Annotated in this window: 19 protein-coding genes; 11 read left to right on the top strand and 8 right to left on the bottom strand. The window is 65.6% G+C overall.

Annotated features, from left to right (window positions below; translation table 11 throughout):
* Positions 1-11 precede the first annotated feature (11 nt).
* From MCBMB27_RS30465 to MCBMB27_RS03760, 6 genes are all read left to right on the top strand, one after another.
* A complete protein-coding gene (locus tag MCBMB27_RS30465) occupies positions 12-1,736 on the top strand; it encodes an AAA family ATPase (protein ID WP_236952885.1) in 1,725 nt (574 codons plus the stop codon).
* Positions 1,737-2,318: 582 nt separating this feature from the next.
* Positions 2,319-2,891, top strand: coding sequence for a hypothetical protein (locus MCBMB27_RS29390; RefSeq protein WP_139231655.1), 573 nt, complete (start codon positions 2,319-2,321; stop codon positions 2,889-2,891).
* Complete coding sequence (locus MCBMB27_RS03775) at positions 2,885-3,886, top strand: GHMP family kinase ATP-binding protein (RefSeq protein ID WP_051976216.1); 1,002 nt, start codon at positions 2,885-2,887, stop codon at positions 3,884-3,886. The genes MCBMB27_RS29390 and MCBMB27_RS03775 overlap by 7 nt, the downstream gene beginning before the upstream one ends.
* A gap of 68 nt (positions 3,887-3,954) precedes the next feature.
* Positions 3,955-4,887 carry an NAD-dependent epimerase/dehydratase family protein gene (locus tag MCBMB27_RS03770; RefSeq protein WP_043349794.1) on the top strand — a complete coding sequence of 311 codons (933 nt, stop codon included), beginning with the start codon at positions 3,955-3,957 and terminating at the stop codon, positions 4,885-4,887.
* An 82-nt stretch (positions 4,888-4,969) separates the two neighbouring features.
* Positions 4,970-5,557, top strand: coding sequence for a D-sedoheptulose 7-phosphate isomerase (locus tag MCBMB27_RS03765; protein WP_075379902.1), 588 nt, complete (start codon positions 4,970-4,972; stop codon positions 5,555-5,557).
* A 10-nt stretch (positions 5,558-5,567) separates the two neighbouring features.
* Entirely contained in the window at positions 5,568-6,806 is a 1,239-nt protein-coding gene (locus tag MCBMB27_RS03760) for an HAD-IIIA family hydrolase (protein WP_236952884.1), read from the top strand.
* A 51-nt stretch (positions 6,807-6,857) separates the two neighbouring features.
* Here MCBMB27_RS03760 and MCBMB27_RS30135 read toward each other — a convergent pair whose 3' ends face one another.
* Together MCBMB27_RS30135 and MCBMB27_RS03755 are read right to left on the bottom strand one after the other, a co-directional pair.
* Positions 6,858-7,007, bottom strand: a complete 150-nt coding sequence (locus MCBMB27_RS30135) for a hypothetical protein (protein ID WP_164706398.1) — start codon at positions 7,005-7,007, stop codon at positions 6,858-6,860.
* A gap of 98 nt (positions 7,008-7,105) precedes the next feature.
* Positions 7,106-7,648 carry an NUDIX hydrolase gene (locus tag MCBMB27_RS03755; RefSeq protein WP_075379900.1) on the bottom strand — a complete coding sequence of 181 codons (543 nt, stop codon included), beginning with the start codon at positions 7,646-7,648 and terminating at the stop codon, positions 7,106-7,108.
* A 207-nt stretch (positions 7,649-7,855) separates the two neighbouring features.
* Here MCBMB27_RS03755 and MCBMB27_RS03750 point away from each other — a divergent pair, with 207 nt between their 5' ends.
* The 5 genes from MCBMB27_RS03750 (at position 7,856) to MCBMB27_RS29385 (ending at position 15,126) form a co-directional block, all read left to right on the top strand.
* Complete coding sequence (locus tag MCBMB27_RS03750) at positions 7,856-9,112, top strand: class I SAM-dependent methyltransferase (protein WP_236952883.1); 1,257 nt, start codon at positions 7,856-7,858, stop codon at positions 9,110-9,112.
* A gap of 2 nt (positions 9,113-9,114) precedes the next feature.
* Positions 9,115-10,080 carry an NAD-dependent epimerase/dehydratase family protein gene (locus MCBMB27_RS03745; RefSeq protein ID WP_075379899.1) on the top strand — a complete coding sequence of 322 codons (966 nt, stop codon included), beginning with the start codon at positions 9,115-9,117 and terminating at the stop codon, positions 10,078-10,080.
* Entirely contained in the window at positions 10,067-10,993 is a 927-nt protein-coding gene (locus MCBMB27_RS03740) for an NAD-dependent epimerase/dehydratase family protein (RefSeq protein ID WP_043386500.1), read from the top strand. Before MCBMB27_RS03745 ends, MCBMB27_RS03740 begins: the two co-directional genes overlap by 14 nt.
* A 2,205-nt stretch (positions 10,994-13,198) precedes the next feature.
* A complete protein-coding gene (locus MCBMB27_RS03735; RefSeq protein ID WP_139231710.1) occupies positions 13,199-13,993 on the top strand; it encodes a hypothetical protein in 795 nt (264 codons plus the stop codon).
* A gap of 815 nt (positions 13,994-14,808) precedes the next feature.
* The gene (locus MCBMB27_RS29385) at positions 14,809-15,126 is read left to right on the top strand and encodes a hypothetical protein (protein WP_139231711.1); all 318 of its coding nucleotides are present in this window, start codon (positions 14,809-14,811) and stop codon (positions 15,124-15,126) included.
* A 19-nt stretch (positions 15,127-15,145) separates the two neighbouring features.
* Here MCBMB27_RS29385 and MCBMB27_RS03725 read toward each other — a convergent pair whose 3' ends face one another.
* The 6 genes from MCBMB27_RS03725 to MCBMB27_RS03700 form a co-directional block, all read right to left on the bottom strand.
* Positions 15,146-15,337 (bottom strand): hypothetical protein, encoded by a 192-nt coding sequence (locus MCBMB27_RS03725; protein WP_053608437.1) that lies wholly within the window; start codon positions 15,335-15,337, stop codon positions 15,146-15,148.
* Between the two features lie 233 nt (positions 15,338-15,570).
* On the bottom strand, positions 15,571-16,989 hold the full coding sequence (locus MCBMB27_RS03720; protein WP_075379896.1) for a phosphomannomutase: 1,419 nt from the start codon (positions 16,987-16,989) through the stop codon (positions 15,571-15,573).
* A gap of 192 nt (positions 16,990-17,181) precedes the next feature.
* Positions 17,182-17,502 carry a hypothetical protein gene (locus MCBMB27_RS03715; RefSeq protein WP_075379895.1) on the bottom strand — a complete coding sequence of 107 codons (321 nt, stop codon included), beginning with the start codon at positions 17,500-17,502 and terminating at the stop codon, positions 17,182-17,184.
* A gap of 14 nt (positions 17,503-17,516) precedes the next feature.
* Positions 17,517-18,269, bottom strand: coding sequence for an FkbM family methyltransferase (locus tag MCBMB27_RS03710; protein WP_075379894.1), 753 nt, complete (start codon positions 18,267-18,269; stop codon positions 17,517-17,519).
* 51 nt (positions 18,270-18,320) lie between these two features.
* Positions 18,321-18,659, bottom strand: coding sequence for a hypothetical protein (locus MCBMB27_RS03705; protein ID WP_075379893.1), 339 nt, complete (start codon positions 18,657-18,659; stop codon positions 18,321-18,323).
* A gap of 189 nt (positions 18,660-18,848) precedes the next feature.
* Positions 18,849-19,643 carry an ABC transporter permease gene (locus tag MCBMB27_RS03700; protein WP_075379892.1) on the bottom strand — a complete coding sequence of 265 codons (795 nt, stop codon included), beginning with the start codon at positions 19,641-19,643 and terminating at the stop codon, positions 18,849-18,851.
* Positions 19,644-19,653 lie beyond the last annotated feature (10 nt).

The following is a 19,653-nucleotide window of genomic DNA, read 5'->3' as shown; positions in this document are numbered from 1 at the left end:
GGAGGAATCCGATGGCATTCTCTTCGACCCCGCCTGCCTTGCAGATCGACCCTGAAGCGGCACGTCGCCTGCTCGAACCGATGCTTCCGCGCCGCCTGCGAGCCTGCCTTGCACAGGATCTGCGCGTGGATTCTGCCTGTTCCGAGATCGCCCTGGAGATCACCACCCTCGCCCCGGATGCCGAGGCCCTGGTCTCGGCCTGGATCGCGGCAAGGACTTCTTCGGACGGTCTTTTATGGCGTGACCGTCGATGGATCGCCCGACGATCCGCCCTGATCCGGTTCCTCGACGTGTTGGCCGTGGAGCGCGATCAGCCGGTGGCGCGGGCGTTGGCCGATGTCGCGACGCTGCTTTCCTGCGCCGGCGATGATCGCAGAGCTGCCGCGCGCTTGGCCCAGCCCCTTTGGCAGGAACGCGAAGCGGTTCTCGACCTCCGGAAAGGGTTCGCAGCCCTGGCCGAGGCGCAGACGCGCCTCGCTCTCGGACGCGTTGCCGAACCGGGCGCCGATACGGATGTAACCGGGGCGACCGATCTCGCTGTCGCCCTGCAGGCAGCTTGGCACGACGCGCTCAAGGATGCGCTTCTGACGTTTTCCGAGAAGACGAGCAGCGCCATCGCTGCGGCTGCCGCCCTGGCCTGTGGCGTCGATGACGCCTTCGCCGGCGATGTGGCACTCGTCCACGCGCTCGTACCCGTTGGGGAGGTCTTGACACGGCCGGTTGCAGACAACGCGGCGACGCGGGAGCGGTGCAGGTGGAAGATGATCGAGGCTCGCCTCGCCCAAAACGAGGCGCGCCGGCGCGAGAAGGCGGCGACCGTCGAGACGACGGCACAGATACCGGACGCCGATGTCCCATACGCCGAAGTGCCCAAGGGGCACGTTCTCGTCGTTCCAACGATCCAGGAGACCGGGAGCGACCGCGGCAAGTCCATCGCGCGCGGCTATGAGCACATCATCGGTAAGCCGCTCCCGCTCGTCGAGGTGCCGGATCTCGCGGCTGTGCGCGCTCGGTTGACCTTCGAGTTTCCTTACGCGCAGGCCATGATCGACAGGCTTCTTGCCGATCTGATCGGACGTGAGCACGCCACGTTCCGACCGACCCTGCTGATCGGCCCGCCGGGAGCCGGCAAGAGCCGCTTTGTCGCGAGGATCGCCCATCATCTTGGATTGGGGCTGTGGCGAGTCGATGCGACTCGGGACGCGGGCGCATCGCTGGGTGGCCTTGATCGTCGTTGGGCAACGTCGGAGCCCGCGCATCCGATCATGGCGGTGGCTCGGTCTGGCACCGCCAATCCGCTGATGCTGATCGACGAGTTGGAGAAGGCCGCAACGCGCGCAGATCACGGTAGGCTTTGGGATGCCTTGCTTCCGATGCTCGAGCCGGAGACCGCCCGGGCCTACCAAGATCCTTGTTTTCAGACGGAGACCGACATCAGCCGTGTCTCGTGGCTGGGCACGGCCAACGAGGTGGGCAACCTGCCCGCTCCGTTGCTTGATCGCCTGCGCGAGCTGGAGATGCCGGCACCGCGCCACGCGGATCTGGAGGCATTGCTCGGACCGATCGTGGCCAGGATTGCGGAGGATCGCGGGCTCAATCCCGCCTTCGTTGCGCCACTGGACGGAGAGGCGATAACATTACTTCGACGGTCATGGCGTGGCGGCTCCGTGAGGCGGCTAATGCGATTAGTTGAAGCTTTCGTGACGGCGCGCGAATCTCTTGCCGTTCGACAATAGCTAGACGGGTCTCAATGGACACACCGTAGCGTGAGGCCAGCGTGCCGGAGCTCTCGTGCGAGCGGGAGATCTCGGCACGCGGCTGGGGTTGTGTGTGCTGGATAGGGATGGCGAGCATCAGCGCTCTCTACCAGCGAAGTGGCGGCGCAGACCTGCGGATCGCCATGCATGAGTTGTGATCGTCCAGCACGCCGCATCCCGACGACGATCCGTAAATTAACATCTAAAAGCCTTTCCTGTTAGCGTATCTAAAAATTAAGATGCGGGGGCGGAATTTGATTCGATGCAGTCGAATCAGTGCGATCTGCGGCAAGCCTGTGCCAAACCCAGCATTTTTAATCTTATACAGACCGCAAGATCGAATTGTTGCTCAGTAGATTTTTTTTAAAGATGATGTCGTAAATGGTGTGCGGCTAGCACAAATTTAAGATGCCGGCATATTTAATTGTCTATCTAATATGTTAATTTAAATCTGCCGTGCAACAGCAGAGGAGTCATGTTGGCGGCTCGGCGGAGCGCCTCTGGGGCGGTGCGATGAACGGATCTGCAGAGTTTACAATCCCTTAACCATAAAGGAGGCATGTGACCTACGGAAGATTTGTCTTCAAACTCGTGGCCGTGGCCGGCATGTGCGCACAGGATGCTGATTTTTCGGATGCGGTCAGGCTAAAGATTGCCGTGTCGGACCGTGTCGTAGTCGTCAGTGAGGCCGATGTAGTTAAAGCTGTGGCATCGGTTGCGCTCAGGTCTTTCTCAGACTCCTCGCGAGCGAGCCGCGTGAACGGTGACGTCGCGACTTGTTCACCGAAGGGCCGGAATCGGTCCATGCTGCCAATTGAAGAGCAGTGGTCCGGTGCTGTCGATCTGACGCGGCCAAAGAAAGGCATTTCAAATCAGTTCAGCTTTGTTGCCCAACGTATTGATGAAATCATGTCAAATCAGAACAATTATAATGATGCAATTACTTCTGCCGATGCTTCGAATATTGACGATGATCATCGACTTTTCGAGGAGAAGTCATTCGGTGCCGGTCATTTCCATGGTGACATGGCTGTGCACGTGCATCGCTCTAGCAATCGAACCGAAATTATAGATCGAAGCTACTTAAATCGAAAAAGTTCTGAGGATATAAAATTGGGAAAATTTCTATGCTGACAGTCACGCGAACACCGCTGCGTATTAGCTTGTTCGGCGGCGGCACCGATTATCCGGAGTACTTCGAGCGCGCGCCCGGCGCAGTCGTCGGCGCAGCGATTGATAAATACATCATCATCGCAGCGCTCGATTTGATTGGCTGTCAAGATTACAATTATAGATTAAGTTATTCCCGCGTTGAGCATTGCAACACTATTTATGAAATCGAACATCCGGTCGTTCGGGAGGTGCTTAAGCATTTCGACGTGACTCGCAGGCTTGATATGAGCATCATCTCCGATTTGCCTGCGGCGGGCAGCGGATTGGGCTCTTCTTCGGCTTTCACAGTTGGCTTCTTGCGTACGATCTACGCGATATTGAATCAAAAGCCTACGAAGATCGAATTGTCGAAGAAGGCAATCGAAGTCGAACGTGAAATCCTGCGCGAGAACGTTGGTGTCCAGGATCAGCTCCACGCAGCCTTCGGCGGGATCAACCGATTTGATTTCAGCGGTTCCGCGATCCGCATCTCCCCCGTTCAGATGAGTTCTGCGGCCACACAACAGCTCAACGCGTCGATGGTGCTGGTCCATACGGGCATCGCGCGGCGCGCGACGACCACGGTCGCCGCCCAGATCGCCGTGACGCGCGCGCGCGCGATCGACAAGGAATTGTCCGAACTCTACCGTCTCGTCGAGGAATGCGTCTCGCTGCTGGAGGCGGGGACGAGCGGCTGGCTCACGCAGCTCGGCGATATGCTCTCCGCCTCGTGGCGCATCAAGCGGACCCTGTCGCGTGAGGTCTCGAATGCGGTGCTCGACGATCTGTTCGAGGCGATCATCGCGTCGGGGGCCTACGGGGCGAAGCTGTGCGGCGCGGGCGGGGGCGGTTTCTTCCTCGCCCTCATCGATCCGGACCGGCTTCCGGCTCTGACCGAACGGGTGGCGCCGCTATCCGTCGTTCCGATCGGCATCGATGTCGACGGGTCGACCCTGATCTATCGCCAGACCCGCTGAGCGGCGCCCGCCCATCATTCCAGCCCGGCCGCAGGCGGCCCGACGGCTCATCGCGACGAGAGGCAACGATGCGAATTCTGATCACCGGCGGCGCCGGCTATATCGGGACGATCCTGGTGCCGATGCTCCTGGAGCGCGGGCATCACGTCACGGTTCTCGACACGTTCAAGTCCGGAGGGCCGGACCTGTCCTCGGCCTGCCAGTATGACGCCTTCGAGCCGATCAAGGGCGACGCCCGCGACACGCGCATCCTCGACGACCTGATCCCGAAGCACGACGTGCTCATCCCCCTCGCGGCCCTGGTCGGCGCACCCCTGTGCAAGGAGGACGCGATCGGCGCCACGACCCTGAACCGCGATGCCGTGATCGCCCTGGTCCAGCGCGCGGGTGGCGAGCAGAGGATCGTCTACCCGACGACCAATTCGGGCTACGGCGTCGGCGAGGCCGGCAAGTTCTGCACAGAGGAGTCGCCCCTGCGGCCGATCTCGCTCTACGGCACCACCAAGGTCGAGGCCGAGACGGCCGTGCTCGACAGCGGGCGCGGCGTCAGCCTGCGGCTCGCGACGGTGTTCGGCATGGCGCCGCGCATGCGCCTCGACCTCCTCGTCAACGATTTCACCCACCGGGCCGTGACCGACCGGGCGCTCCTGGTCTTCGAGGGCCACTTCAAGCGCAACTACATCCACATCCGCGACGTGGCCAAAGGCTTCATCCACGCGATCGACAATTACGACCGGATGCGTGGCGAGGCGTACAATCTCGGCCTGTCGAGCGCCAACCTGTCGAAGCTGGAACTCTGCGCACGCATCAAGGCGCACGTGCCGAATTTCGTCTATGTCGAGGCCCCGATCGGCGAGGATCCGGACAAGCGCGACTACATCGTGTCCAATGCGAAGCTGGAGGCGACCGGCTGGTTCCCCGACTTCGACCTCGACCGGGGGATCAAGGAGCTGATCAAGGGCTTCCGGATGATCCGCAATTCGCGGTTCGCCAACGTCTGATCCGGACGGCTCCAGCCCAGCAGCGATCACCCCGCCGGACGGCCCGACAGGTCGGCCGGCGCGGTCACGGACCGAGGTGCTCATGAGCGCGATCGTCGATTTCCTCACGCAGACCCGCGACACCTTCCAGGCGGCCCTCGACGATTCCCGCTTCCAGGCGACCCTCGCCGAGATCGCCGACGTGGTGACCGCATCCCTGCGCGGCGGCGGCAAGCTCCTGACGATCGGCAATGGCGGGAGCGCCGGCGACGCGCAGCACATCGCGGGCGAGTTCGTCTCGCGGCTCAATTACGATCGGGCACCCGCCGCCGCCCTGGCGCTGACCACGGACACCTCGGTGATCACCGCGATCGGCAACGATTACGGGTACGAGCACGTGTTCGCGCGGCAGGTGCTCGCCCTCGGGCGGCCGGGCGACGTCCTGCTCGCCCTCTCCACCTCCGGGCGCTCGCCGAGCGTGCTGAAGGCGATGGATGCGGCGCGGGCGCTGGGCGTGCGGGTCGTCGCGTTCACGGGCGCGACGGGCGGAGCGATGCCGGAGCGGGCGGATCTGTGCCTGCATGCGCCGTCGGACGCAACGCCCCTGATCCAGCAGGTCCACATCACCGCCGCGCACATCGTGTGCGGCCTCGTCGAGGAAAGCCTGTTCCCCCGCGGGACGGCGGCGTGAAGGGCGGCCCGTGACCGAGAGACCGAGAGGCGCCGGCAGCCCCATCCGGCAGGCCATGATCCTGTGCGGCGGATTCGGCACCCGCCTGGGCGCGCTGACGTCGGCGATGCCCAAGCCGCTGCTGCCCGTGGCGGGCGAGCCGTTCCTGGACGTCCTGCTGTTCGAGCTCGGCCGCCACGGCTTCACCGACATCGTGCTGCTGGCCTCGTTCCACAGCGAGAAGATCCGCGCCTACGCCGCCGACAACCCAGTCGCGCGACGCTTCGGCATGACGCTGCGGGTCTCGATCGAGCCGGAGCAGGCTGGGACCGGCGGCGCCGTCGTGCACGCCCTCCCCGAGGCGGACGAGACCTTCCTCCTGCTGAACGGCGACTCGTGGTTCGACGTCAACCTGCTGGCCCTGCCCGCCCTGGCGGCGCGTCATCCGGAGGCGGCGATGGTCCTGTCGCTCCGCCGGGTGCCGGACGCGGCACGCTACGGCGTCGCGCTCCTCGACGGCGTGCGGATCACCGCCTTCCTCGAGCGGCCGCCCGAGCCGGGCCCCGGTCTCGTCAATGCCGGCGTCTATCTGGTGCGCCGCGACGCCTTGAAGGGCTTCCCGCCGGCCTGCTCGCTGGAACGGGACGTCCTGCCCGCTTTGGTCGCCGAGGGCCGCGTCGTGGGCGAGGCCTACGACGGTTACTTTCTCGATATCGGCGTGCCCGAGAGCTACGACCGCGCTCAGGTGGAGATCCCGGCCCGCCGGACGAGACCGGCCGCCTTCCTCGACCGGGACGGGGTCCTCAATCACGACCACGGCTATGTCGGTTCCGTGGACCGGTTCCACTGGATGGAGGGCGCGCGTGATGCGGTCCGCGCGCTGAACGACGCCGGCTTCTTCGTGTTCGTCGTCACGAACCAAGCGGGGGTCGCCCGCGGCTTCTACACCGAGGCCGATGTCGCCCGTCTGACGGCCTGGATGCGGGACGACCTGCGCGCGGCGGGCGCGCATATCGATGATCTCCGGTACTGCCCCTATCATCCGGACGGGACGGTGGAGGCCTACAGGGCGGTCCACGGCTGGCGGAAGCCCGAACCCGGCATGATCCTCGACCTGATGGACCACTGGGACATCGACCGCGCGCGCAGCTTCCTGATCGGCGATCAGCAAACCGATCTCGCCGCCGGCCGGGCGGCGGGGCTCGCCGTGCATCACTTCCGGTCGGACGACCTGCTCGCCTTCCTGCGCGAGGCCGCGCTGACGGGCTAGGAAGCGGCAACACGTGTGGGGGACCAGGGCGCGCGTCGCCGCGCGGCGGGTTCAGTCGTGGGACTGGATCGAGAGCTCCGCCTCGGCCGCCTCACGCATGGCGCGGTCCCAGTCGAGCCGGCGCTTGGGCGGCGTCTCGCGCTCGGCGTCCGCGGCCTTCCGATCTCGCGGAGCGACGATCTTGATGTCGTACTCGGGCACGCTTCAATCCGCTCTTTAACCTGCGATTAATCGTATTGGCGGAACGCGCGGGCCTTGTCAGCGGTTCGATCGCTCGATCCACAATCCGGTGACGCCCCTCATCCGCGGCCGGACAGACCGATCAGGATCATGGCGGCATGCACGGCTCCGACGATGGAGCCCGACTGGGCGAGCCGCAGAGCCTCGGCCCGCGGCACGCGCATCACCGCGATGTCTTCGCCGGGATCCGGACGCGCCGGCCCGGCCGCGATCACGCGCGCGCGGACGAGATGCATGCGGTTGGCGTAGCGGGCCGGATCCGCGTTGAGGGTGACCACGCGTTCGGCATCGGCAAAGGTGTAGCCGGTTTCCTCGCGCATCTCGCGCTCGGCGGCCGCGAGGATATCCGTGTCGCCGGGGTCGATGGCCCCGCCCGGAAGCTCCAGGCTCGGGCTCCCATAGGCGTGCCGGTATTGGCGTACGAGGATGACGTGATCGGCCGCGTCGATGCCCAGCACGAGGGCGATGTCCGCGGTCTCGAGCACGTAATAGGGATCGAGGACGTGGGCCGAAGGTGTCACGCAGTCGTCGGCACGGAGTCCGAGCCATCGATCCTTCATGATGTAGTGCGACTTGCGTATCGTCCACGCGGTTTCGGGCATGATTGTTTCCAAATCGAAGATATTGGTAGTGTTTTTGGCAGAGATGCGCTGAACAGCGCGAGGGTGCGGGCGGTATGGATCGGGTCGAATCCAGTGGTCCTGCCCTGCCGTCGATCCGGGCCGGAGCGATCGTTGCGCCCCTCCAGCTCAGCCGGTAAGCGTCTCGGGCACGTAGAGTCTCGCGCCGCGGATGTCATAGGTCGTACGATGACGGGAACGAAACTCGCCATGGCATGCCGCGTCTGCGATGGACGCGATGTCGAGCTGTTCCTCGACCTGACCGATCAGCCGCACTGCAACCGCCTGATCCCGCCGGACCTCGCCGACCGGCGCGAGCCGCATTTCCCCCTGCGCGCCGGCTTCTGCCACGACTGCACGCTCGTCCAGATCGATCACACGATCCCGAAGGAGAGCATGTTCAGCGACTACCCCTACGTCTCTGGCACGACGAAGACGCTGGTGGAGCATTTCCGCCAGACGGCGGCCCGGCTCGTGGAGCGGTACGGCCTCGGGCCGCAGGACCTCGTCGTCGATATCGGCAGCAACGACGGCACGTGGCTGCGGCAGTACGAGCCCTTCGGCCTGCGCCGCTGCGGCGTCGAGCCCGCCGCCAACGTCGTGGAACTGGCTCGCGCCGCGGGCGTGCCGACACTGAACCGCTTCTTCAACGAAGAGACCGCCGAGATCGTCCGCGCGCAGGACGGGCCGGCGAGCCTGATCACCGCCGCCGGCGTCTTCTTCCACCTGGAGGAACTGCACAGTGTCGTGAAAGGCATCGTCACGCTGCTCAAGCCGGACGGCGTCTTCGTCGTGCAGGCGATCTACCTGGGCGGCATGATCGAGAACACCGCCTTCGATCAGATCTACCACGAGCACCTGTGCTACTACACGCTCCGCTCCCTGGAGCAGCTGTTCGCGCGCCACGGCCTGGAGGTCTTCGACGTCAGCGTGGTGCCGGTCCACGGCGGCTCCCTCGAGGCGCATGTCGGCTTCCCCGGCGCCCACCCGGTCAGCGACGCGGTCAAGCGCATGCGCGCCGACGAGGAGGCCCGCGGCTACGGCACATTCGAGACCTATGTCGGCTTCGCCGAGAACGTCCGGCGCCTGCAGGCGGCGCTGCTCGATCTGCTGGAGCGCATGAACGCCGAGGGGAAGACGGTCCACGCCTACGGCGCCCCGGCCAAGGGCGCGACGCTGCTCAACGCCTTCGGCATCGGCCCGCGGCTGGTTCAATATGCGGCCGAGAAGAATCCGCTGAAGTTCGGCCGCCTGATCCCCGGCGCCCGCATCCCGATCGTCGAGGAGGGCAGCGTGCCTGCGCCCGACGCCTATCTGGTGCTCGCCTGGAACTTCATCGACGAGTTCCTGGCGCGCGAGCGCCGCTACCTCGAGAACGGCGGCGCCTTCATCGTTCCGGTGCCGGATCTCAAGGTGATCACCGCCGCCGACCTGCCGGCAGCCTGAGCGTGGCCGCCCTTCCCCCCGCCCCCTTGCCCGAGACCGTCCTCGTCGTCGGTGCGACCGGGTTCGTCGGCCGCAACCTCGTCGCGCATCTCGCCGGCCGCGTGCCGCGGCTGATCGCGGTCAGCCCCTCCGGCCGTGCGGTGCCGGGGGCGACCGAGGCCGCGCGCTTCGACGCCCTCGAGGCGCTCTCGGTCCCCGCCGACGCGATCGTCGTCAACGTCGCCGCGCAGCGCTACGACGCCGACAAGTTCGAGACGGCGCAGAGCGACCTGCTCACCGGCAATGCCGAGATCGCCAACCGCCTCTACCGGTTCTGCCTGACGAAGGGCATCCGCGAGGTGCGCGCGGCCTCGAGCGTGGCGGTCTATCCGGCGGCCTGTGACCCCCTCGACGACGCGCGGCCGGTCGACCTCAACGCGCCGCCCAATCCGAACGAGGCCTTCTACGCGTGGTCGAAGCGCTGGTCCGAGGTGGTCGCCGACCTGCACGCCGAGCGCTACGGGATCCACACGATCAGCTTCCGCCTGAGCAACCCCTACGGTCCCCACGACTCGAGGGATCCGCGCAAGGCGCATGTCCTGCCGGCCTTCGTGATGCGCGCGTTGGCCCCGGGCGAGCGCTTCACGATCAAGGGCAACCCGCTGGTCGAGCGCGACTTCATCTACGTCGGCGACGTCGTCGACGCGTTCGCTCGGTCGCTCGCGATCCGGGAGACGAGCGACGCGCTCAACCTCTGCCGCGGCGAGACCACGACCCTGCTCGACCTCGCCCGCACCATCCTGGAGGTGGCGGGAGAGGACCGGCCCGTCCACGCCCCCGACACGACGACCCACGGCGTCCTCGCCCGCCGTTCGACCAACCAGCGGCTGCGCGAGCGCTTCGGAATGTCGACCTTCACGGGGCTCGCGGACGGGCTGCGGCCGACGATCGCGTGGTATCGCCAGGAGTACCGCCATGCCGGGGCCTGAGCGCGACATCGTCATCGGGGCGGACGGCTTCCTCGGGCGCAACCTCGTGCCGCGGCTCCGGGCCGAGGGCCGCGAGGTCGTCGAGATCGGCCGCGCGGCGGGCGACCTGTCCGACTGGGCCAATGTCGAGCGGGCGTTGCGCGACGCCCCCCCGGCCGGCCGCATCTTCCACGTGGTGACCCGCCAGCGGACCGGCGCAATTCAGTACGACATCCAGGGCGAGCTCCTGGCGATCAACGCCCGGATCCACCTGAACGTCCTCGAGGCGTGGCGCCTGTACCAGCCGCAGGCCAAGCTCGTCTCCACGGGCTCGTCCTGCACCTATCCGGAATCGGCCGAGCCCCTCCCCGAGGCGCGCTTCGGACAGGGACCGACCCATCCCTCCGTGATCGGCTACGGGCTCGCCAAGCAGGTCCTGGCGACGGGCTCGGCGGCCTACGCGCACCAATACGGGTTGAGCTTCCTGCACTGCGTGCTGGCGACCCTGTACGGTCCGCACGACAACACGGCCTCCGATCGCAGCCACTTCGTCGGCGCCCTCCTCGACCGGGCCGTGCGGGAGAAGGCAGCGGGCGCGCAGGCCTTCGAGGTCTGGGGCAACCTGCAGACCGTCCGCGAGGTGCTATACGTTGACGACCAGATCGACGCGATCCTCGCGGCCGACCGGGCGTTCGAGAACGAGATCCTCAACTGCGGCGCCAACACCCCCATCACCGTCGAGGCAGTAGCGCGGGCGGCCCTGGTCGCCCTCGACTGGTCCGTCCCCCTCGTGAGCCCGCCCGGCTCGTTCCAGGGTGCGGCCTACAAGATGCTCGACTCGACGCGGTTCCTGGGCCGGGTCGGCTGGCAGCCGCGCATCGATCTCGAGGCGGGCCTGCGCAGGCTCGTCGCGGCGGAGTACGCCGAGCACTGACAAGCCGCATTCGGGACTGGACTTGCTTGGCTGGAGCAAGTCCACTTCGCCGTGCGTTCGAGCTATGTGCCGACGGGCAGGAGTGCCCTCTACAACGAGACGAGTCTGGCAGTTTGATCCTCCAGGCTCCGGCCGGTGATCGCGTAGGCTTCCTCGAAGCTACATACCACCATAAGGCAACGCGAGGGAGCGGTTCCGGATGTCGCGCGAGATTGGTGCCCGCCCGAGCGCTCCGTAGCAAGCGCACCGACATTCGGTGCAGCCATCGCTCTTGCGACGTTCGTTGCTAGCCTTCCGAGACCTGCAGGCGAGCGAGCATAGCCATGACGGTAGCGGATTCAGTACGAGCTTGGTCGGCCAATGTCCGATGGGACCGGGAGATACGGCGCGCCGCCCGCTTTGTGGCCTGGGCCCTAGCGGATCGCTCTGAGTTTGGCCGAGCGGGTTGCCGGGCGACGGATGCGGAAATCGCCGCCGAACTGGGGGTGGCGGAGAACACCGTCAAGAATGCGATATTGCAGCTGCGGTCGCGCGGTCACATCGATTGGACGTGGCGTACGAGCCGCGGACAGGACATTCGAACCCTTTTTCCTGTCCTCGCCACAGACCAGCTATCGACACCGCGTGTCACTATGGACCCAGCACCGATTGTCGGTGCAGACACCGATCCGGAGCATACCTCATGCGAGTCGCTGAATTGCGAACTCAAGGAGGTCGCAATGACGGCGCCAGCGACAATCAATATCGTCCAGGACATTCCAATTCTTGAACCGAGCCTCACCAAAGAGCGGCTATCGCTACCGCATGCCGCTATAGGCCTAGCACCGAGTGTCGGTGCAGACACCGATCCGGAGCATACCTCATGCGAGCCGCTGAATGGCGAACTCGACGGGGGCGCAATAACGGCGCCAGCGGCCGGCAAGGTCGTCCAAGACATTCGAACCCTTGATCCAACCCTATCCGAAATGCGGCTATCGCTACCGCATGCCGCTATAGGCCTAGCACCGAGTGTCGGTGCGGATACCGATCCGGAACCTGCCTCATGCGAGCCGCTGAATGGCGAACTCGACGGGGGCGCAATAACGGCGCCAGCGGCCGGCAAGGTCGTCCAAGACATTCGAACCCTTGATCCAACCCTATCCGAAATGCGGCTATCGCTACCGCATGCCGCTATAGGCCTAGCACCGAGAGTCGGTGCGGATACCGATCCGGAACCTGCCTCATGCGAGCCGCTGAATGGCGAACTCGACGGGGGCGCAATAACGGCGCCAGCGGCCGGCAAGGTCGTCCAAGACATTCGAACCCTTGATCCAACCCTATCCGAAATGCGGCTGTCGCTACCGCATGCGGCTATAGGCCTAGAACCGAGTGTCGGTGCGGATACCGATCCGGAACCTGCCTCATGCGAGCCGCTGAATGGCGAACTCGACGGGGGCGCAATAACGGCGCCAGCGGCCGGCAAGGTCGTCCAAGACATTCGAACCCTTGATCCAACCCTATCCGAAATGCGGCTGTCGCTACCGCATGCGGCTATAGGCCTAGAACCGAGTGTCGGTGCGGATACCGATCCGGAACCTGCCTCATGCGAGCCGCTGAATGGCGAACTCGAGGAGGCTGCAATAACGGCGCCAGCGGCCGGCAAGGTCGTCCAAGACATTCGAACCCTTGATCCGACCCTATCGGAAATGCGGCTGTCGCTACCGCATGCGGCTATAGGCCTAGAACCGAGTGTCGGTGCGGACCCCGATCTGAAACCCTCCTCATGCGAGGCTCTAAATCGCAAACTTGAGGATATCGCAGTGACGGAGCCAGCGGCCGTCAAGGTTGCCGGACGGCGTAAACCCTCGCGGGACGGTAACCGGCGTCCCGAGGCGTCTGTGCCCTTTTCAGAGTGGACACGCGACCTTCAACGTACCCATGTCCAAGACCTGATCGATCGCTTGCCAAATTCCGGGTGGTATGCCCGATGCAGTGAGCGCGGCTGCGAGGCGCGCGCGGCTTTCATCTGCGCGGACGAGGGACACACGTTCTGCCGCCCACATCGGCGATACGCGTACGAGGCCGTGGCGCTTGCCGCCTTTGGACTCGGACCAGAAGACTGGGCGGGTAGGCCGGAGTGCGATGGCGATTTTCGTGGTTGGTGAGCACGCTGTGAATGCGGCCGGCGGAGAGGGCTCTCGGCGCATGTAACAGGGGTGGTCAGTGGTGGATCCAGCCAATCGAGACCGGACACGAGCGCCGGCGACCGTCAAAGCCTATTTTAAGCGAGGTACCCTTCTCCTGGAAATGGCGACCCGAGAGACCGGGATCGATCCGCTCACGCCGATTCAGTTCGCCGAGTGGTTCCTGGGCGAAAAGGATCGCTGGTCCCGGTCCACGATCCGGACTTATCGAGCCTCAATCCGGGAATGCCTCGTCTACCTCGGCATATCGAAGCCGGCCAGATCGAAGCTCATAGACACAGCTCTTGATCTCCTGGCTGAAGTGGTGGACCCCGAAACCGGCCGTCTCGCCGCCCCACGGGCCATCAAGACGCCTCGGCGCACAAGCGCGGACAAGCGGAAGTCCCTGACCGCGACCGAATTCAACGCGGTTGACGCGGCCCTCTTAGGCCTACGCCACCGGTACGCGTTCCTCGCGCGGCCCTACCTCTCCTACACGTCGCTTCTCGGGCTGCGTCCAAGCGAATGGCCAACGGCTCAGATCATTGGCACCAGCTTGGTCGTCCAGAACGGCAAAAATTCCAATGGCCGCGCGAACGGATCGACTCGGACGATCGAGCTGGACGCGTATTCCGAGGGCTACATCCAAGGGCTCGGCGAGTTCATCGCAGCGTTGGCACGGGCCACGGCCGATGGTGACTGGCGCCGGGTGCATGCCGGAATTCGCAGGGCTCTCCGGGCTGCCTGCATAGCGACGGGGATCCCCGGTTTGATCAGGAGGCCTTGTCACTCCCTACACCTGTCGGCACGTCGCGGCGGCACGCCTGAAGGCTGCTAAGACCCGAACCGAGGTCGCGGCACTGCTCGGCCACGCGACCGACGAGACGGCCTTTCAACATTATGCGCCTCGTTCCGCAGCAAGGGGCTGGAAGCCGGTCCACACCCGAGCTCCAGAGGGAGCCAAAGATCTTATACGCTTACGCTACGTGTCATTCACTGATCGAGCGAGCCTCGTCCAGAATGCAAAAAGGGACCTCCCTCCGCCAACCCCAACCCCGTAGCGACTCGATGCAGGCTCGCCAGCACTGGCACGAACCCAACGTAAGCCGTTGTCGAGCGACACGGCAAACTGGGGTCCTTTCGCACTTCTGACGCAGGCGGGGCGTGCCCGGATCGGGAACGCCCCGTTTTCGATCCTGCCGGTTAACGCCTACGCGCCTGTCGGCCAAGCCATAAGGCGCGTGAAGGCGGAGCGCGGGGTTCTGGCGGCGGGCGTGTCGTCGATCCAGGCGCAGCGAGGCGATTGAGGTTGATAAGAGCGGTCGTCTCCAAGTGCTGTAGTCAAATCTCAGCCGTGCCGAATTGGCCAAGGCGAGATGGCGACTTCCGCGCAGCCACATCGCCCGCATCCCGCGCGACACGTGCCCTCGAAACCGACTCGCCTTCCCCGGTCGGCAGTGCGACAGCTGGCTGACCCTCGCGCGCCCGTGCCGCCGTGTGCCCCATGTTCCTCTCACGAGCGCGGTGTCCCCAGGCGGCGCTCCGAGCGCGTGCAGCGCCATTGCAGGATGCAGGCATTGTGGTCCTCATCGCCAACCGGGTGTGCACCACCTTAGGTCCGAAGTTGCAGTCGAAAAGCCGGATCCGGCTGCTGTGGCCGGCCGGGTCGACAGCGACCTAGCGATACCGATCGAGCTGGAAATCTTCGAGCGCGAATGCTCCCTCGGTGCCCGCCTCCAATTGGTTGTTCCCCGGCATTGGCCCGATGAGGTCGCCACCGTGATAAGCCATGGTCGACGCGACGCCTTCAGCGTCGATGGAGGCGACGTCGACGAGATCGTGCGCTTGGAGCAGGTCCTCCGCCGCGAGCGCGATGTGCCGCCGGCCGAGCACCGCGTGATTCGAGACCGGGCCGGGATCGACGCTCTGTGGGCGATCACCGGCGGCCGCCGTCGTGGTACCGCTCCGTGATGTGGACCTCGTGATCGATTCAGGTGATGCACTTCTTCGCGTTATGGACGTCCAGGTCGTAGGGCGAGGCGACCATCGTGTGGGCGGTCGGATTGCTGTCGGTCTCGGCGCGCCACCGGACCCGATCGTCTGCGTACAGTGCGTCATCGTCACGTTCGTTGAGGCGGAAGTTCTGCAACCAGACCCGGCGCAGGAACGTGACGACCGGCACCTGCGCACTCGACGCAGCCGCACATCGATCTCGAAGCGGGCCTGCGCAGGTCCGTCGCGGCGGGGTACGCCGACCGGTAGCAGGGCGCGTGTGGCCATCGGGCATGTCGCGCGAAGCCCGTCCGTTGGCCTTCCCCGCGCGGTCGCGCCAAGAGGTGAAGGTCGTCAGCGCGCCTTGAAGAGAGCCCCGGCTTCTTGCGTTGTTCGGGCATCGCTCCGAGGCTTCGTGAGGGTTCAGGCGTTTGCCGCCATCGCGGTCGCGGCGGAGGCAAGTCCCCATCGGACGAGGTCCTGCGCCTCTTGCGCCGACTTGGCCTCCGCATAGCAGCGCAGCTCGGGCGCATTTCCCGAAGCCCGGAAATGGATCGTGCGCCCGCCGTTCAGTTCGATCCGGATCCCGTCCTGCTGATCGATCGAGTTGGATGACCCAATCGGGCCGAGGAAGGCGGCGCGGTAGTCCGCATCCTGGAGGCGCTCGAGGAAGGCGGTGCTGGTGTCGGACGGGGTGTTGGGCAGGCGGTCGCTCGCCATCTCGCCCGCATCTAGGGACGCCACGAGATCTGCGAGGGCGGTGCCGGTCGCGCGCGCCGCTGCCAATGTGGCGAGGATCGGCAGCATCGCGTCGCGCGTCGGAAGGGCGGCTAAAGTCCTACCGTGGAGCGTGACGTCCGATCCGAGCAGGAAGCCGCCGTTAGCCTCGAAGCCGGCGACGATCCGCGCCCCGGCAGACGTCGCCTGCTCCATGCCGGCGATGACGAACGGCGAGCCGACCTTCGTGCGCACAACCGTCCGGAAGCCCCCGGACTGCTCAAGGGCCGAGCCGGCCGTGACCGGCACCACCACCGTGTCGGCGTCGAGGTAACGGGCCGTAATGAGCCCGAGCACGTCGCCCCGCAGGATCCGGCCCGTCCCATCGGCCACCAGCGGCCGGTCGGCGTCGCCGTCCGTGGTCACAAGGGCGTCGAAAGACCCCGGTGCCATGACATCGCGGATGAAGGCGATGTCTTCGGGACGATGGGCTTCGGTGTCGATCGGCACGAAGACCTGCGACCGACCGATCGGCGTCACCTGCGCGCCAAAGCCGGCGAGCAGCTCGGACAGCAGGTCGCGGGCCACCGAGCTCTGCTGATAGACCGCGATGCGCAGGCCCTTCAGGATGTCCGGCGCGAAGGCGGTGGCGTAGCGCTGCTGGTAGCGCGTGATGGCGTCGGGCTCGGGCGTCGCGGACGACGCCGCCGGTCTCTCGCCGCCGGCCGGGATGTCCGCCAGGGCGGCCAGGATGGCCACCTCGTCGGCTTTGGTGATCTCGCCGTCGGGACGGTAGAACTTCAGGCCGTTGCGATCCTCGGGGATGTGGCTGCCCGTGACCATGACCGCATAGGCGCCGCGCCGCATCGCTTCGAGGGCCAGGGCCGGGGTCGGCAGGGCGCCGCAATCGATCGCGGTGAAGCCGGCGGCTGCGGCCGCCTCAGCCACCGTGGCAGCGATGCCGGGGCTGCTGTCGCGCAGGTCCCGCCCGATCACCACCGCTCGGTGGGTGTCATCCGCCGAGACGGACCGGAAGAATGCGCTGGCATAGGCGTAGCTCGGCCCGCCGACGAGGTCGGTCACGAGACCTCGCAGGCCGCTCGTCCCGAATTTCAGACTGCTCACGAGATCCCCATCGGCTCCGGTTCGACGCACGCGCTCGCGATCGATGCCCCAAACCGTTCGCATTCTCAACGCTTGGGACCGGCGGATTGGCTCGGGCCGGGCGAGACTGGTCCGCCCTGTGACGCCGGCGGCGCTGCCTGGTGCGGCCGGCGCTCGGAACTCCTCTGTGCCGGCGGACCCGCCGCCAGCGCCTCAAGAGGCCGGTAACTGCTGTTCGAGATGCGCGCGCAGGATCGAGTAGTGGCGGACGACGTCATCGAGCCGGTCGGCGTTCGCCTTGCTGATCGCCTCCGAGCCGAGCGGCGGGCGGTAGGTCGCCGCATAATGGGCGGCGTGCGCCTTCAGCTTGGAGGCGACGAAGTCCAGATCGGCCGACCAGACGGCCTGCGCCCGGACCTGCTGAAGGCGCCGGGCGATGGCGAGCCAGTTCAGGTCGAGGGCGATGCCGCTGCCCATCTCCTTGAACAGGTCGAACATGGAATCGAGGATCGCGATCGCGGTCTGTGCCGACATGGCCGGATCCTCCGTCAGGACCGTGCGGCCACGAGATCCGGGCGCGCGTACCAATCGTCGAACAGGGAGAACTGACGAAAGCGCCGCCGGTAGCCTTGACCGGTCAGCAGCGCGTCGATCTTCTCCCGGCTGCCCGAGAAATTGTGCTCGACGCTGATCAGCGCGATGTCGTGACGCGTGAAATCGAAGCTCTGCAGCACGTCGAATTCGCCGCCTTCCACATCGATGCTCATGTAATCGATGCGCCGCGGCGCCCGCGCCTCCGTGAGGAACCGGTCCAGCGAGATCGTGGCCACCGGGTATTGCCGGCGCTCCTGCCGGAACTGGGCGTGGAAGTCGCCGTCTGCGAAGTCCTCCATGCCGGAGAGTTCGCCGATGTCGACCTCGTTGAACAGCACCTCGATCCCGTCGGTCTTGTAGACGCACTTGTCGGAGATGTAGCAGTTGCGATTGCGCTGCAGCGCCGCGTGCCACGCCCGGGCGGGCTCAGCGAGGGCGCCCTGCCAAGCGTAGGTCTTCTCCAGCAGGAGCGTGTTGCTGAGGCTGACGCCGTCGCAGGCGCCGAATTCCACGAAATAGCCGTTCCGCTTCTCCTGAAGCTCATACAGCACCCACAGGTCCTGCAGCAGCTGCGCGTTGGAGTACGGCGCCATCCGGGTGGCGAAGGACAGGAAGTCGAGTTCGGAGCCGAGGATGTGCGGGCGCGCGTCCAGATTGTCCCTCAGGTTGATCAGGGCATTGAACACCGTCAGGAGTTCGACATCCATGGTCTTCGGCTCCAGTCTCCGAACGGGGAACGCGCGCAAGCGCGTGGGGTGTCAGCGGTGTGCCGCCTGGACCGGCCTGCGCGGGCCCGCCAGGATCCGGTTCGATCCTTCGAACAGGATGCCGTGCTGGAGTGCGGCGGGGCCGTGATCCGGTACGGTCCGCGCCGCCCTGCGGATCGCGGACAGGAAGTACTTGCGGCTGAATCCATAGGGCCGCAGGCTTCCCAAGAGCGCGTCGAGGAGGGTCGATGTCGCCTCGGACCGCGCCCGGGCCAGATCGCGTTCCTGCAGGGCGGCGTCGCGCTCGGCCCTGAGAAGGGTCAATTCGATCTGCTGCTGCTGGATCCGGCGGATGTACGTCGTATCGATCGCATGAACGGCATTCGTCATCGTGCGGCAGCCCTGACCCGGAGCGGGTTGAGTTTTCGAGACCCGAAGGTCCGTCTGCGGCCCCGGATCCGGATCGGCATCCGGTCTGGCCGGTCGGATGCCGCGGCTACCGCGTGCCTCCGGTTGTGCCAGGCCGGCCCGAGAATCGTGTCGGGCGCGGCTCTCGGGCAGGCGCAATGCCGGCCCGGCTCACCCCTGCATCTTGGTGACGACATGCTTGACGAGCAGCAGGCCGATGCTGGCGCAGGTCAATCCGAACATGACGACATAGAGGTAATCTACTTGAATACCAGCATAGGGATAGTATGCCGATCGAACCCATTCCGCCAACTGCATGGCAGGATTGTACTTCATCCAGTAGTACACCTTGTCGGGCATATAGCTCGGAAGGAACATGACGCCGCTGGACACGTACAGGATGATGCTGAACAGGGCGTAGCCGATCAGCCAGCCCGGGAAGAAACCGATGATCGCCACGTTGATCGTTCCGATCCCGACCCCCAGGATGATGGCGGCGAGATAGCCGCATATGGCCGTGAACGGATCTGCGGGGACTGGATTGGTCCCGATGGCGATCAGGATGGAGCAGACGACCAGCAGCGCGAGGAAGCCGGTCACGATCTCCACGAGGATCCGCGCCAGGATCACGTCGAACAGCTTGACCTGTGGATAGTAGGTCAGCGGCCGGTTCATGATCACCGCCTTCATGACCTCGCGGGAGATGTATTGGAAAACCAGAACCGGAACCGCCCCGGTCGCGAAGAACAGGGCCCGGTTGTCGCCGAGCGGCGCCGCCAGCTTCTGGAACGTGTAGATGGCGATCAGCATGAAGACGTGCACGCAGGGCCATAGCACGACCACGCCGTAACCCCAGAGCGAGGCACCGAATCGGGTGCGCATGTCCCGCAGTATCAGGGCGTGCAGGACATGCAGATAGGACTCGATCGGGCTCTTCTGCCCGGGAGCCGTCGGGAGGGCGGGCATCGATTTGACC

This window comes from Methylobacterium phyllosphaerae, assembly GCF_001936175.1.
GTDB classification, from domain to species: Bacteria; Pseudomonadota; Alphaproteobacteria; order Rhizobiales; family Beijerinckiaceae; genus Methylobacterium; species Methylobacterium fujisawaense.
This window is presented reverse-complemented; position numbering and strand designations above follow the sequence as displayed.

Bases quoted from the DNA above. Each gene is read 5' to 3' on its own strand.
- MCBMB27_RS30465 (WP_236952885.1), top strand. From the start codon at position 12: ATGGCATTCTCTTCGACCCCGCCTGCCTTGCAGATCGACCCTGAAGCG.
- MCBMB27_RS03775 (WP_051976216.1), top strand. From the start codon at position 2,885: ATGCTGACAGTCACGCGAACACCGCTGCGTATTAGCTTGTTCGGCGGC.
- MCBMB27_RS03770 (WP_043349794.1), top strand. From the start codon at position 3,955: ATGCGAATTCTGATCACCGGCGGCGCCGGCTATATCGGGACGATCCTG.
- MCBMB27_RS03765 (WP_075379902.1), top strand. From the start codon at position 4,970: ATGAGCGCGATCGTCGATTTCCTCACGCAGACCCGCGACACCTTCCAG.
- MCBMB27_RS03755 (WP_075379900.1), bottom strand. From the start codon at position 7,648: ATGCCCGAAACCGCGTGGACGATACGCAAGTCGCACTACATCATGAAG.
- MCBMB27_RS03750 (WP_236952883.1), top strand. From the start codon at position 7,856: ATGACGGGAACGAAACTCGCCATGGCATGCCGCGTCTGCGATGGACGC.
- MCBMB27_RS03740 (WP_043386500.1), top strand. From the start codon at position 10,067: ATGCCGGGGCCTGAGCGCGACATCGTCATCGGGGCGGACGGCTTCCTC.
- MCBMB27_RS03715 (WP_075379895.1), bottom strand. From the start codon at position 17,502: ATGTCGGCACAGACCGCGATCGCGATCCTCGATTCCATGTTCGACCTG.
- MCBMB27_RS03710 (WP_075379894.1), bottom strand. From the start codon at position 18,269: ATGGATGTCGAACTCCTGACGGTGTTCAATGCCCTGATCAACCTGAGG.
- MCBMB27_RS03705 (WP_075379893.1), bottom strand. From the start codon at position 18,659: ATGACGAATGCCGTTCATGCGATCGATACGACGTACATCCGCCGGATC.
- MCBMB27_RS03700 (WP_075379892.1), bottom strand. From the start codon at position 19,643: ATGCCCGCCCTCCCGACGGCTCCCGGGCAGAAGAGCCCGATCGAGTCC.